Here is a 12,933-nt window from a genome sequence, read left to right on the forward strand (position 1 = left end):
AACCTCCTTTGTAAAAAACAAGGGAGGTTTTATGATGCAGATTCTAATCGAGGAGCATGGCTCCAGACTTGCTAATAAGAGGTAGAAATCCACTATTTTTCTACCTCTTTTACAGCTTTTGTGATATAATTATCATGTATTAAAAATAGAAGGAGTCATATCCAATGGCAAAATTGACTGTTAAAGACGTTGACTTGAAAGGGAAAAAAGTTCTCGTTCGTGTTGACTTCAACGTACCTGTAAAAGATGGCGTGATCACTAACGACAACCGTATCACTGCTGCTCTTCCAACAATCAAGTACATCCTTGAACAAGGTGGACGTGCAATCCTCTTCTCTCACCTTGGACGTGTGAAAGAAGAAGCAGACAAAGAAGGTAAATCACTTGCTCCTGTAGCGGCTGACTTGGCTGCTAAATTGGGTCAAGACGTTGCTTTCCTTCCAGGTGTTACTCGTGGTGCTGAATTGGAAGCAGCGATTAACGCTCTTGAAGATGGACAAGTTCTTTTGGTTGAAAACACTCGTTTCGAAGATGTTGACGGCAAGAAAGAATCTAAAAACGATCCTGAACTTGGTAAATACTGGGCATCACTTGGAGATGGTATCTTCGTAAACGATGCATTCGGTACAGCTCACCGTGCACACGCATCTAACGTTGGTATCTCAGCAAACGTTGAAAAAGCTGTTGCTGGATTCCTTCTTGAAAACGAAATTGCTTACATCCAAGAAGCAGTTGAAGCTCCAGAACGTCCATTCGTAGCGATCCTTGGTGGTTCAAAAGTTTCAGACAAGATCGGTGTGATCGAAAACTTGCTTGAAAAAGCTGATAAAGTTCTTATCGGTGGTGGGATGACTTACACATTCTACAAAGCTCAAGGTATCGAAATCGGTAACTCACTTGTAGAAGAAGACAAATTGGATGTTGCAAAAGCTCTTCTTGAAAAAGCAAATGGTAAATTGATCTTGCCAGTTGATTCTAAAGAAGCAAACGCATTTGCTGACTACACTGAAGTGAAAGATACTGAAGGTGAAGCAGTAGACCCAGGATTCCTTGGTTTAGATATCGGTCCTAAATCTATTGCTAAATTCGACGAAGCTTTGACTGGTGCGAAAACAGTTGTATGGAACGGACCTATGGGTGTATTTGAAAACCCTGACTTCCAAGCTGGTACAATCGGTGTGATGGACGCTATCGTGAAACAACCAGGCGTTAAATCAATCATCGGTGGTGGTGACTCAGCTGCTGCAGCTATCAACCTTGGTCGCGCAGACAAGTTCTCATGGATCTCTACTGGTGGTGGAGCATCAATGGAACTTCTTGAAGGTAAAGTTCTTCCAGGACTTGCAGCATTAACTGAAAAATAAGACGGTTTCTCATGAACCATAGAAGAAGCACCGAAAGGTGCTTTTTCTATTGGATGTGAGTAGAAGGAAGCTAGTCGACCTTCATTTCCCCGCTTGAACCTTTCTAGAAATATGTTAGAATAAAAGAGATAGAAAGATAGGGGACAATGGATTACTTTAAACGACATAAATTTGACCGTTCCAAATTTCGATTGGGAATGCGAACCTTCAAAACAGGGATAGCCGTTTTTCTGGTTCTATTGATTTTTGGTATCTTTGGCTGGCGGGGCTTGCAGATTGGGGCGCTGACAGCTGTCTTTAGTTTGAGAGAAGATTTTGATAAGAGTGTTCACTTCGGTGCTTCGCGCGTGATGGGCAACAGCATCGGTGGTTTTTATGCCCTGCTGTTCTTTATGATCAAGATTCTCTTCCACGATGCTTTTTGGGTGACCCTGATTTTTGTGCCCATTGCGACCATGTTAACCATTATGACCAATGTCGCTATGAACAACAAAGCTGGAATCATCGGTGGTGTTTCAGCCATGCTCATCATCACCCTCTCGATTCCGACAGGAGAAACGTTCCTATATGTTTTTGCCCGCATCTTTGAAACCTTTATCGGAGTCTTCGTTGCGATTTTAGTCAATTCAGATGTGGATCGGATTCGGGACTTTATAAATGAAAGAAAAAAAACCATGTGAGATTATATGACATTTTAATCTTGACATCGGTTTTTTTTGCGTTATAATAGAATAGAAAGGGGGTTTGTATGAAAGAAAAGGAATTAAGACGAACATTAGCGGTCTTTCCGATTGGTAGTGTTATGAAATTGACAGATTTAACAGCTCGTCAGATTCGTTACTACGAAGATCAACAACTCATTACTCCAGCTCGTACAGAGGGCAATCGTCGGATGTTTTCTCTCAACGATATGGATCGCCTGTTGGAGATTAAGGATTATTTGTCTGAAGGCCTTAATATTGCAGGAATAAAAAAACGGATTGCTGAGAAAGAAGCTCAACGTCAAGTAGCCAAGATTGTCAGTGAAAAGGATGTTCGCAAGGCCCTTCACCGTGATATCCTCCAGCAAAGCCGCTTTCATACGACCTCATCGCCATATGGTCAGTTACGCTGATCATTCTTTTTGCTTAATGCTATACTCATAAGGAGACACACATGTCAATTACTGTTGAAGATATTCGTCGCGAAGTCAAAGAAAAGAATGTAACCTTTATTCGGTTGATGTTCTCAGATATCTTAGGAACCATGAAAAACGTTGAAATTCCAGCGACAGATGAACAGTTGGAAAAGGTTCTCTCAAACAAGGCCATGTTTGATGGATCTTCTATCGAAGGGTTTGTTCGGATTAATGAGTCTGATATGTATCTCTATCCAGACTTGGACTCTTGGACTGTTTTCCCTTGGGGAGATGAGAACGGTAGTGTCGCAGGATTGATTTGTGATGTCTATACAACAGAAGGAGAACCTTTTGCAGGAGACCCACGTGGAAACCTCAAACGTGCCCTTCGTCACATGGAAGAAGTTGGCTTCAAATCTTTCAACCTTGGACCAGAGCCAGAGTTCTTCCTCTTTAAGCTCGATGAAAATGGGGATCCAACTCTTGAAGTGAATGACAAGGGTGGCTATTTTGACTTGGCGCCTACAGACCTTGCTGATAACACTCGCCGTGAGATTGTCAATGTCTTGACTCAAATGGGATTTGAAGTAGAAGCCAGTCACCACGAAGTGGCCGTAGGTCAGCATGAAATTGACTTTAAGTACGATGAAGTGCTTCGTGCTTGTGACAAGATTCAAATCTTTAAACTCGTTGTCAAAACCATTGCTCGCAAACATGGTTTGTATGCAACCTTTATGGCTAAGCCAAAATTTGGGATTGCTGGTTCCGGTATGCACTGCAATATGTCCTTGTTCGATGCGGAAGGAAACAATGCCTTCTTTGATCCAAATGATCCAAAAGGAATGCAGTTGTCAGAAACAGCTTATCACTTCCTTGGCGGTTTGATTAAGCACGCCTACAACTACACAGCGATCATGAACCCAACCGTTAACTCCTACAAACGTTTGGTTCCAGGTTATGAAGCACCTGTTTACATCGCTTGGGCTGGTCGCAACCGTTCACCATTGGTTCGTGTACCTGCTTCACGCGGTATGGGAACACGCCTTGAGTTGCGCTCAGTAGACCCAATGGCCAACCCATATATTGCAATGGCTGTTCTCTTGGAAGTTGGTTTGCACGGGATTGAGAACAAAATCGAAGCACCAGCTCCTATCGAAGAAAACATCTACATCATGACTGCAGAAGAGCGTAAAGAAGCTGGAATCACTGACCTTCCATCTACCCTTCACAATGCTTTGAAAGCTTTGACTGAAGATGAAGTTGTTAAGGATGCTCTTGGTGAACATATCTATACCAGCTTCTTGGAAGCCAAACGGATCGAGTGGGCAAGCTACGCAACCTTTGTTTCACAATGGGAAATTGATAACTACTTGGACTTGTACTAAGCAAATTTATCCAAAAATGAGCTAGGTTTGATGACCTGGTTCATTTTTCATACAAAGAAAATGGATGGGACCGACAGGTCTCATCCATTCTTTTTACTTAATTTTCTTCATCTGGTGTCAAAATCATCGGGATGATGATAGGTTCACGTTCCGTGCTTTCGTAAAGGAAAGGACGGAGGGCGTTGACAATAGCACCATGTACGGTTTGAATATTGGCATCTTTGTTCTTCAAGGCGATTCGAATTGTATTGAAGAGGATGCGTTGACTTTCACGGATTAGGTCACCGGACTCTCTCATATAGATGAAGCCACGGCTGAGGATATCCGGTCCAGCTAAAATCATTTTCGACTTGAAGTCAACTGTCGCAACAGCTAGGACAACCCCATCTTCTGATAAATCTTTGCGGTCACGAAGGACAGCCGCTCCGATTTCTCCGATGCGATTTCCGTCGACATAGATATCTTGAGCATTGAAGCTTCCTGCGATACGAGCTGAGTTAGCCGTCAGGGCAAGAACATCTCCGTTGCTCATGATGAAGATGTTATCTTTCTCTACTCCACAATCACGCGCAAGTCCAGCGTGAATCTTCTGCATGCGGTACTCACCGTGGACAGGCATGAAGTATTTGGGTTTGATCAAGCGTAACATGAGCTTTTGTTCTTGTTGGCCACCGTGTCCAGAGGTATGGATGTTGTTAATCTTACCGTGGATGACATCGACTCCTGCTTCCGAGATGATATTGATCAATTTATTCACACTAGTTGTATTCCCAGGAATTGGACTAGATGAGAAGATAACGGTATCACCCGGTTGCAATTGCACCTGGCGGTGGGTTCCGTTAGCGATACGAGACAGTGCCGCCATAGGCTCCCCTTGGCTACCTGTACACATAATGAGGATTTCATTTGCCGGGTAGTCTTTGATTTCACTTGGTTCAATAATCGTTCCAGGTGGTACCTTGATATAGCCAAGCTCAATTCCGTTGACAATGGCTTTTTCCATTGAGCGTCCAAAGACAACAATCTTGCGGCCAGTTTTGACAGCGGCATCTGCAGCCTGTTGGAGACGGAAGATGTTAGATGCAAAGGAAGCGAAGATGATGCGTCCATGAATGCCTTCAATAATCTTCATAATGGATTGGCCAACGACTTTTTCAGAGTTGGTAAAGGTTGGGACTTCCGCGTTGGTTGAGTCAGAAAGCAGACAGAGGACGCCTTCCTCTCCTAGTGCAGCCATCCGGTGAAGGTCGGCCGGCTCGCCTACAGGTGTGAAGTCAAATTTAAAGTCTCCCGTGCAGACGATTTTTCCTTGAGGCGTATGAAGAACGATCCCCAAAGGTTCTGGAATGGAGTGGGTTGTACGGAAGAAGGTCGCTTTAATATGCTTAAAGGTCAACTCTGTATTTTGGTTGATTTCATAGAGTTTGGCACCACGAAGGAGGCCATGTTCTTCCAATTTTCCACGAATAAGGGCTAGGGCCAAAGGTCCAGCATAGATTGGCACATTGGCTTGTTTCAAGAGGAAGGGAATTCCTCCGATATGGTCTTCGTGTCCGTGAGTAATCAAGACCCCTTTGACACGGTCGATATTTTCAACGATATAGGAATAGTCAGGAATCACGTAATCAATCCCTAACAAATCATCTTCAGGGAACTTGATCCCAGCATCCACAATGATGATTTCGTCTTGGTATTCAATCCCATAGGTATTTTTACCGATTTCCCCGAGACCTCCAATGGCGAAAACACCAACTTCTTCAGGTTTTAAGGTATATGCCATGGATTAGAACTCCGTAATTTCAAATGCGCCAGACTCTTTTTCATATTCTAGGTGTTGGTCTGACAAGAGAGTGATAAATTCGATGTTGTAAGATGTATTTTCTTCAACAAGGCGACGAGCTTCAATGCGTCCTTCTAACTCATTCTTCGCATCAATATCGAGATAGAGGGCATGAGTCGTTTCACGACGAGGGTTGCGTTCTTTTGTTTCTTGGTAGAAAACTTTGTAAATCATTTCGTTTCGGTTCCTTTCACTTGTTCGGACTGTAGCAGAAAAGAAACAGCTAGTAGCTAGCTGAGACACCTATTCTTGCTTTCTTTTGTCCTGATTCGATACAATTATTATTCATTATACCATAAATAGGCTCTAAGGAAAAGATGCAAGCGGGTTCTGAGAGCAGAAGGAAGCGCTTTTTTAGAAGGGATAGAGAGCAGGTGATTTCACAGTCTGGGGGTGCTTCCTCTACCGTTTGGCGTCTATTTGTAGTATAATATGAAGCAGACAACGAGGAGAAAACATGAAAGTATTAGCATTTGACACCTCCAGTAAGGCCCTATCCGTTGCCCTTTTGGAGGAAGAAAACCGATTAGCAGAGTTGACACTGACGATCAAGAAAAACCACAGCATTACCTTGATGCCTACCATTGAATTTTTGATGGCCAGCATTGATTGGAAACCGACAGATTTGGACCGTATCGTAGTAGCAGAAGGGCCTGGATCTTATACTGGCTTACGGATCGCGGTAGCAACGGCTAAAACCCTAGCTCAAACGCTAAAGATTGACTTAGTAGGGGTGTCGAGCTTACTAGCCTTGGTACCAGAAGAGATAGAAGGTCTGGCCATTCCAGTCATGGATGCGCGGCGCAACCATGTCTATGCGGGCTTTTACCAAGAGGATCAGCTGGTCTACCCGGAGGCTCACCTTTCTTTTGAAGCCGTATTAAAAAGAGCAAAGGGAGCTGAAAAGGTGACCTTCCTTGGGGAAGTGGAGGCCTTTCGTGAACAGATACAAGAAGCCTTGCCAAATGCTCAGATGGTAGAAACCCTACCGGATGCGGTACGGATTGGTCGACTAGGACTTACAAAAGAAGCTGTCTCCGTTCATGGCTTTGTGCCCAACTACCTCAAGCGGGTAGAAGCTGAAGAAAACTGGCTCAAGGACCATCAAGAGTCCGGTCAGTCCTACATCAAACGCCTATGATCCGAATCGAGAAGGAGGCGGGGCGATTCGATTTAGCCCCTCAGTTGGTAGAAATCTTAGACAATGTCTATGGACAAAGTCCTTGGACCTTGGAGCAAGTCCTAGCGGATATCGGTCAAGCTCAAAATTGGTATGCCTTGGCCTATAGTGGGGAAGCATTGGTCGGCTTCTTGGCCATGCAAGAAACTCTCTATGAGCTAGAGGTCGTCCAAATTGCTGTTCGAAAAGAGTGGCAAGGGCGCGGGATTGCTCGTCAGCTATTAGAAATCCTTCCTCAGGAGAAAGAGGTCTTTTTAGAGGTGAGAGAAGGAAACACTCCGGCTCGGACTCTCTATCAGAAACAAGGATTTAAAGAAATTGGTTGTCGGAAAGGGTATTATCATGCACCTACCGAAGACGCCATTATGATGAAAAGGGAAGCAAATGAAGGATAGATATATTTTAGCATTTGAGACATCCTGTGATGAGACCAGTGTCGCCGTCCTGAAAAACGACGACGAGCTCTTGTCCAATGTCATTGCTAGTCAAATTGAAAGCCATAAACGATTCGGGGGAGTCGTTCCAGAAGTTGCCAGTCGACATCATGTCGAAGTCATTACGGCCTGTATTGAGGAAGCGCTAGAAGAAGCGGGAATTACAGAAGAAGAAGTCACAGCGGTTGCGGTGACCTACGGACCAGGTCTGGTTGGTGCTCTTTTGGTCGGTCTTGCTGCAGCCAAGGCCTTTGCATGGGCCCATGGGATTCCTTTGATTCCTGTCAATCATATGGCTGGCCACTTGATGGCTGCTCAAAGCGTTGAGCCTTTAGAATTTCCGCTCTTGGCCTTGCTGGTCAGCGGAGGACACACCGAGTTGGTCTATGTCTCGGAGGCGGGTGATTATAAGATCGTTGGGGAAACGCGTGATGATGCAGTGGGTGAGGCCTATGATAAGGTCGGCCGCGTCATGGGCTTGACCTATCCAGCCGGTCGCGAGATTGACGAGTTAGCGCATAAGGGTCAGGACATCTACGATTTCCCACGCGCCATGATCAAGGAAGACAATCTGGAGTTCTCATTCTCAGGTTTGAAGTCTGCCTTTATCAATCTTCACCACAATGCCGAGCAAAAAGGCGAGAGCCTGTCCAAGGAAGATCTATCGGCTTCCTTCCAAGCAGCGGTGATGGATATCTTGATGGCCAAGACCAAAAAAGCCCTAGAAAGATACCCTGTTAAGACCGTGGTGGTGGCGGGAGGAGTCGCGGCCAACCAAGGATTACGTGAACGCCTGGCTTCTGAGATCACAGATGTTAAGGTCATCATTCCTCCTCTGCGCCTCTGCGGGGACAATGCGGGGATGATTGCCTATGCCAGTGTCAGCGAATGGAATAAGGGAAATTTTGCTAGCTTAGACTTAAATGCCAAGCCAAGTCTCGCTTTTGATCCGATAGAAGAGAACTTAGATTAGTTAAAAAACGAACATAAACGACGGGAGGACGATTCCCGTCCCTTTTTTGTTATAATAGATAGCATCAAAAAAGAAAGGAAAAAAGAGTGGAAAAGAATTTTCAGCAGGGGGTCAGAGATGCCCTTCCGACGGCCTTGGGTTATATCAGTATTGGCTTAGCCTGTGGTGTGGTGGCGTCTCCCTATCTCTCCCCTTTAGAAATGGGCTTGATGAGTCTCTTGGTTTACGCAGGGGCTTCTCAGTTTGCGATGATCTCTTTGATTGCGGTTCATTCGTCTCTCATGAATATTGCCTTAACCGTCTTTTTCATCAATTTGCGCAATATGCTCATGAGTCTGCATACCTCCCCTGATTTTAAGGAGGCTAGCCTGGTCCATAATATTGGAATTGGTAGTTTGTTGACAGATGAGAGTTACGGGGTTTATTTGAGTGAAAAATTGAAAAGTGACCGGATTACTGTTCCCTGGATGCATGGCAATAATGTGGTCGGTTATCTGGCCTGGGGATTATCGACTATTTTGGGGACAGCGCTGGGTTCCCTCTTGCCCAATCCTAGTGCCTTCGGCCTGGACTTCGCCTTGGTTGCCATGTTTATTGGGATTTTTGCAGGTCAGTTTCAAGGCATGCGTTTGACGGAGAAGATGGCTACCATGCTCCTTGTTTTAGGTGCAGTAGCTCTTAGCTTTTTCCTCTTGACCTTCTTTTTGACCCAATCCTTGGCCGTTTTAGTGGCTACTTTAACAGGTTGTTTCGTGGGGGTGATGTGCGATGCGCGTGAATAGTTGGATTTTCTTGGTTATTTTGATGTCCGCAGTGGTCACCTGGATTCCACGCATTCTGCCCTTCGTTTTGGTCAAATACCGGGGTCTACCGGATCCAGTTCTGCGTTTTCTAAAATACCTTCCCATTGCCATTATTTTTGCCCTAATCATTTCCAGTCTGGTAGAGGGGAAAGTAGGCCAGCTTCCTCAAGTTCGGTGGGTGGATCTGGTCGCAACCATTCCGACCATGATAGTAGCCTTTCGCTACAAAAACCTAATGGGTACGGTTCTATTCGGGATTGTCTTGGTTGCCCTCTTACGTTTGCTTGTCACCTGAATCTCCTGAATTTTTAGATAGATTACTATTTGTTACGAATATTACAAAAATATTTCAAAAACACTTGACATTGAGTAATATTGTAATATAATAGTTTTTATCAAATGAAGTGAGGGATCATCATGATGAAAAAATGGACAAGTTTAGCACTTTTAGGATTAACTTCTGCAAGCCTACTCGTAGCCTGTGGTTCAAAAAAAGAAGAGAACAAATCTTCTACCAAAGAAGCACAAACGACGGTGAAGTCTAGTCAGAAAAAAGCAAAGGCAGCTTCTGGTAAGAAAGAGACAAAAGCTACTGAAACGGATGCGCAAGAAGGGGCACAAGCTGCTTCTCAAGATGCAGGAAACTCAGGTCAAACCAATGCAGGATCTGGTGCAGCAAGCACTAACAAGGCCACAGATTCGTCTCAAATGGTGCCGGAAGAGCTGGTAGGGACTTGGACAGGAACAACTGAAATTGCCAAAGATGTCCAAATGACCGTGGCCGCGGATGGAACAGTCACTACGACAGCAAACTTTTATCAAGCTGACTTGAATCCTGTTCGTACTGCAACAACGAAAGCCAAGGCAGTTCAAGCATCTGGCAATGTCTATTACTGGGAAACAGACGAACCTGGCGCTTTTGATGCCCTTCTTCCAGGGATTGCTGGACTTGGGGGAGCCAATATGAAGGTAAAACCCGGTTTCATCTTAGAAGAGGGCCATTATACACCGATTGTATTTGTAACAGGGCTTAATGAAGACTTTGATTATAGCAAATACAATGATTTCCGTGTTTCCCTTACAAAATAAAAAAAATCCATGAATCCCTAAGGAGTCGTGGATTTTGTTTTAGATAAATTGTGTAATAAAGACAATGAGGATGACGATTGGGATCACAAAGCGAAGCAAGAAAACCCAGAGCTTGAAGAAGAAGTGCTTGGTTTTCTCTTCTCCCACCTTGAGTTCTTCTTGGGCTAGGACTTGATCAAAGATATAGCCTGTAAATAGGGAGAGGCAGAGAGCTCCAAAAGGCATGAGGAGGTTGGAAACCAAAAAGTCCATGCAATCAAAGAAGGATTTTCCAAAGAGGGTCCACTTGGAGAGTACTCCATAGGAAAGGGCAGATGGGATCCCAAAGACAAAGGTCAGAAGACCAATGATTTGGCTCCATTTAGCCCGTTGTTTATTGTTTTGGTTGGTGACATTTCCGACATTAATCTCTAACATGACGACGGATGAGGTAATGGTCGCAAAGAGAAAGAGAAGAAGGAAAAGCAGGTAGAAGAGGGTACCAAAAGGCATCTTATCAAAGACTTGTGGCAGGACTACAAAGAGGAGTCCCGGTCCACTAGTAGAAGGGATTTGAAAGGCTGACATGGCTGGGAAGATCGCCAAGCCCGCCATGATAGAAACGGCGATATTCATGAAGACGACGGAAATCCCGGATTGGACCAGGTCAGTGTCCTTGTCCAAATAGGAAGCATAGGTCAACATGGCTGTCACCCCTAGCGATAGGGCGAAAAATGATTGGCCCAAAGCGTAGAGCAGACCTTGGCTAGTCATCTTGGAGAAGTCTGGCTTGAGGAAATAGCTAACTCCCTCCCAAGCGCCAGGTAAGGTCAAGGAACGACCAATCATGACTAAGAAGATAATGAAGAGAAGTGGCATCATGAATTTTGAGGCCTTTTCAATCCCTTGTTCCACCCCCTTGGAAACAATCAAGACATTGAGGAGGATGAAGATGGCCTGGGCCCCAAGAGCCAACCAGGGATTTGAAATAATCTCTCCAAAGAGCTGGGTATAGTCACTAACTGAGAGAAGTTGGAATAACTCTCCCAAGGCGACTCCCAAATAAATCAGGATCCAACCACCGATGACACTGTAGAAGGAGAGGAGGATGAACAGGGCAAAGGCACCGATCCAACCAATCCCATCATAAAGGCGACGGCCACTGAGTTTTCCAAAGGTCTTAATGGCAGAGACACCAGCTGCACGTCCTAGAGTAAATTCAGCTAGTAAGAGAGGGAAGCCGATAAGTAGAGTTGCTATCAAAAAAACAAGAAGGAAACTTCCGCCTCCATTAGCGGCGGTCATATAAGGGAACTTCCAAACAGCCCCAAGACCAATTGCAGAACCTGCAGAGGCTAGGATAAAGCCAATTTTGGAACCCCATTGAGATTTTTCCATATGGATTCTCCATTTCTAATTCAAATATAGGAAGAAAGCAAAGGCCAGCAAAGGCTCTTTCGTAGACAAAAGAAAAAGGCTATTTAGTACGAACTAAATAGCCATAAAAACGCAAAGTGACATCTCTAAGAAGACGACTCTTATGTTTGTTGCTGGATTTGTTCTAAAAATAATCCTAACATCTTTTGAAAAAGCTGTCAATAGTGGAGACTTCCGGCCACCCAACCGGTACAGAGGGCAGAAGTAATGTTAAAGCCTCCTGTATGGGCATTGATATCCAGGACCTCCCCAGCAAAATGAAGACCGGGGACCAACTTACTTTCTAAGGTCTTGGGATTGATTTCCTTGAGGCTGACGCCACCTTTGGTTACAAAAGATTTGGCCAAGGACATCTTTCCAGTTATAGGGATTGGGAGTTCCTTTACTTTCGCTAGTACGGCATCGATTTCTTTAGGAGAGAGTTGCTTCACCTTTTCCGGAAAATCCTGGGCAAAGAATTCCGCCAGGCGTTCTGGCAGATAGGCCTTCAGAACATTCTTTAGAGATTTTTCCCGGTTTTCCTCTAGGATTGCTGTGAGTTCTTCCTTAGAATAGTGAGGGAGACTGTCTAGTGTTAGGATCTCTCCTCCTTTGACAAAGCTTGACATGCGAAGGGCGGCCGGGCCAGACAGGCCAAAGTGGGTAAAGAGGAGGTCATGGGTAATGTGGTGTTTGCCATAGTGGAGGGTCACATCGTCTAAGGAAATCCCTTGAAGGGCCTTGTGGGGGAAATCTGTCAGGAGGGGGCTTTCAGCAGCTTCTAGTTCTGTAATAGTGTGCTGGAAGTGACGAGCGATATCGTGGCCAAAGCCGGTAGAGCCCGTCGAAGGGTAGGACTTTCCACCGGTTGTCACAATCAAGCGGTCTGCAGTCCAGGTCTCGTCTTTTGATTTGATGACGAATTGTCCATCGATTTTCTTCACAGAGGTTACCTCTACTTGGCAGCGGACTTGACCGCCAAGTTCGGCAATCTTATCTGTCAGAGCTTGAATAATCGTTTGGGAACGATCTGAAGCTGGAAAGACACGACCATGGTCTTCGACCTTGAGTTTGACCCCGTTTTCTGTGAAGAAGCGGATGATATCATGATTGTCAAATTGAGAAAAGACACTGTAAAGGAAACGTCCGTTTCCTGGAATGCCTGCTAGGAGATCGTCCAGGCTCCCATTGTTGGTCACATTGCACCGGCCTCCACCAGTCCCAGCTAGTTTTTTCCCTAGTTTGCGGTTTTTTTCCAAGAGGAGGGTTGCTTGCCCGTAGAAGGCACTAGAGATGGTGGCCATCATACCAGCAGGGCCTCCTCCGATGACAATGGTATCGTAGTGGTTCATA

14 protein-coding genes are annotated in these 12,933 nt (G+C 45.0%); 10 read left to right on the plus strand and 4 right to left on the minus strand.

Annotated features, from left to right (window positions below; translation table 11 throughout):
- Positions 1-164 precede the first annotated feature (164 nt).
- The 4 genes from ADF75_RS09650 to glnA all read left to right on the plus strand — a co-directional run bounded on the left by ADF75_RS09650 (position 165) and on the right by glnA (position 3,866).
- Complete coding sequence (locus ADF75_RS09650; RefSeq protein WP_048715731.1) at positions 165-1,364, plus strand: phosphoglycerate kinase; 1,200 nt, start codon at positions 165-167, stop codon at positions 1,362-1,364.
- Positions 1,365-1,510: 146 nt separating this feature from the next.
- Positions 1,511-2,044: an FUSC family protein gene (locus tag ADF75_RS09655; RefSeq protein WP_048789972.1), complete on the plus strand. Its 534-nt coding sequence runs from the start codon at positions 1,511-1,513 to the stop codon at positions 2,042-2,044.
- Between the two features lie 68 nt (positions 2,045-2,112).
- A complete protein-coding gene (locus tag ADF75_RS09660) occupies positions 2,113-2,478 on the plus strand; it encodes a MerR family transcriptional regulator (RefSeq protein WP_048789973.1) in 366 nt (121 codons plus the stop codon).
- Positions 2,479-2,519: 41 nt separating this feature from the next.
- On the plus strand, positions 2,520-3,866 hold the full coding sequence (glnA, locus tag ADF75_RS09665) for a type I glutamate--ammonia ligase (RefSeq protein ID WP_006595535.1): 1,347 nt from the start codon (positions 2,520-2,522) through the stop codon (positions 3,864-3,866).
- Between the two features lie 97 nt (positions 3,867-3,963).
- On the opposite strand, the gene rnjA is transcribed toward glnA, so the two are convergent.
- Positions 3,964-5,646 carry a ribonuclease J1 gene (rnjA, locus tag ADF75_RS09670; protein WP_048789974.1) on the minus strand — a complete coding sequence of 561 codons (1,683 nt, stop codon included), beginning with the start codon at positions 5,644-5,646 and terminating at the stop codon, positions 3,964-3,966.
- Positions 5,647-5,649: 3 nt separating this feature from the next.
- Positions 5,650-5,880: a DNA-dependent RNA polymerase subunit epsilon gene (locus ADF75_RS09675; RefSeq protein WP_006595537.1), complete on the minus strand. Its 231-nt coding sequence runs from the start codon at positions 5,878-5,880 to the stop codon at positions 5,650-5,652.
- A gap of 283 nt (positions 5,881-6,163) precedes the next feature.
- Here ADF75_RS09675 and tsaB point away from each other — a divergent pair, with 283 nt between their 5' ends.
- The 6 genes from tsaB (at position 6,164) to ADF75_RS09705 (ending at position 10,185) form a co-directional block, all read left to right on the plus strand.
- Entirely contained in the window at positions 6,164-6,847 is a 684-nt protein-coding gene (tsaB, locus tag ADF75_RS09680) for a tRNA (adenosine(37)-N6)-threonylcarbamoyltransferase complex dimerization subunit type 1 TsaB (protein WP_048789975.1), read from the plus strand.
- A complete protein-coding gene (gene rimI, locus ADF75_RS09685; RefSeq protein ID WP_048789976.1) occupies positions 6,844-7,281 on the plus strand; it encodes a ribosomal protein S18-alanine N-acetyltransferase in 438 nt (145 codons plus the stop codon). The genes tsaB and rimI overlap by 4 nt, the downstream gene beginning before the upstream one ends.
- Positions 7,271-8,293 carry a tRNA (adenosine(37)-N6)-threonylcarbamoyltransferase complex transferase subunit TsaD gene (tsaD, locus tag ADF75_RS09690; RefSeq protein WP_048789977.1) on the plus strand — a complete coding sequence of 341 codons (1,023 nt, stop codon included), beginning with the start codon at positions 7,271-7,273 and terminating at the stop codon, positions 8,291-8,293. The genes rimI and tsaD overlap by 11 nt, the downstream gene beginning before the upstream one ends.
- Positions 8,294-8,379: 86 nt before the next feature.
- The gene (locus tag ADF75_RS09695) at positions 8,380-9,075 is read left to right on the plus strand and encodes an AzlC family ABC transporter permease (RefSeq protein WP_048690835.1); all 696 of its coding nucleotides are present in this window, start codon (positions 8,380-8,382) and stop codon (positions 9,073-9,075) included.
- Positions 9,062-9,391: an AzlD domain-containing protein gene (locus ADF75_RS09700; protein WP_048789978.1), complete on the plus strand. Its 330-nt coding sequence runs from the start codon at positions 9,062-9,064 to the stop codon at positions 9,389-9,391. The genes ADF75_RS09695 and ADF75_RS09700 overlap by 14 nt, the downstream gene beginning before the upstream one ends.
- Before the next feature lie 122 nt (positions 9,392-9,513).
- Complete coding sequence (locus ADF75_RS09705; RefSeq protein WP_223363950.1) at positions 9,514-10,185, plus strand: hypothetical protein; 672 nt, start codon at positions 9,514-9,516, stop codon at positions 10,183-10,185.
- A 39-nt stretch (positions 10,186-10,224) separates the two neighbouring features.
- Here ADF75_RS09705 and ADF75_RS09710 read toward each other — a convergent pair whose 3' ends face one another.
- Positions 10,225-11,562 (minus strand): sodium-dependent transporter, encoded by a 1,338-nt coding sequence (locus tag ADF75_RS09710; RefSeq protein WP_048789979.1) that lies wholly within the window; start codon positions 11,560-11,562, stop codon positions 10,225-10,227.
- A 197-nt stretch (positions 11,563-11,759) separates the two neighbouring features.
- Positions 11,760-12,932, minus strand: a complete 1,173-nt coding sequence (locus ADF75_RS09715; RefSeq protein ID WP_048690830.1) for an NAD(P)/FAD-dependent oxidoreductase — start codon at positions 12,930-12,932, stop codon at positions 11,760-11,762.
- Between the last annotated feature and the right edge of the window lies 1 nt (position 12,933).

Source organism: Streptococcus sp. 1171_SSPC, from assembly GCF_001069335.1.
GTDB lineage: Bacteria > Bacillota > Bacilli > Lactobacillales > Streptococcaceae > Streptococcus > Streptococcus xiaochunlingii.

Excerpts from the sequence above, each read along its gene's own strand:
- ADF75_RS09675 (WP_006595537.1), bottom strand. The coding sequence starts at position 5,880 with ATGATTTACAAAGTTTTCTACCAAGAAACAAAAGAACGCAACCCTCGT.
- ADF75_RS09655 (WP_048789972.1), top strand. The coding sequence starts at position 1,511 with ATGGATTACTTTAAACGACATAAATTTGACCGTTCCAAATTTCGATTG.
- ADF75_RS09700 (WP_048789978.1), top strand. The coding sequence starts at position 9,062 with ATGCGCGTGAATAGTTGGATTTTCTTGGTTATTTTGATGTCCGCAGTG.
- tsaB (WP_048789975.1), top strand. The coding sequence starts at position 6,164 with ATGAAAGTATTAGCATTTGACACCTCCAGTAAGGCCCTATCCGTTGCC.
- ADF75_RS09705 (WP_223363950.1), top strand. The coding sequence starts at position 9,514 with ATGATGAAAAAATGGACAAGTTTAGCACTTTTAGGATTAACTTCTGCA.
- ADF75_RS09660 (WP_048789973.1), top strand. The coding sequence starts at position 2,113 with ATGAAAGAAAAGGAATTAAGACGAACATTAGCGGTCTTTCCGATTGGT.
- rimI (WP_048789976.1), top strand. The coding sequence starts at position 6,844 with ATGATCCGAATCGAGAAGGAGGCGGGGCGATTCGATTTAGCCCCTCAG.
- ADF75_RS09715 (WP_048690830.1), bottom strand. The coding sequence starts at position 12,932 with ATGAACCACTACGATACCATTGTCATCGGAGGAGGCCCTGCTGGTATG.
- rnjA (WP_048789974.1), bottom strand. The coding sequence starts at position 5,646 with ATGGCATATACCTTAAAACCTGAAGAAGTTGGTGTTTTCGCCATTGGA.
- ADF75_RS09710 (WP_048789979.1), bottom strand. The coding sequence starts at position 11,562 with ATGGAAAAATCTCAATGGGGTTCCAAAATTGGCTTTATCCTAGCCTCT.
- tsaD (WP_048789977.1), top strand. The coding sequence starts at position 7,271 with ATGAAGGATAGATATATTTTAGCATTTGAGACATCCTGTGATGAGACC.
- glnA (WP_006595535.1), top strand. The coding sequence starts at position 2,520 with ATGTCAATTACTGTTGAAGATATTCGTCGCGAAGTCAAAGAAAAGAAT.
- ADF75_RS09650 (WP_048715731.1), top strand. The coding sequence starts at position 165 with ATGGCAAAATTGACTGTTAAAGACGTTGACTTGAAAGGGAAAAAAGTT.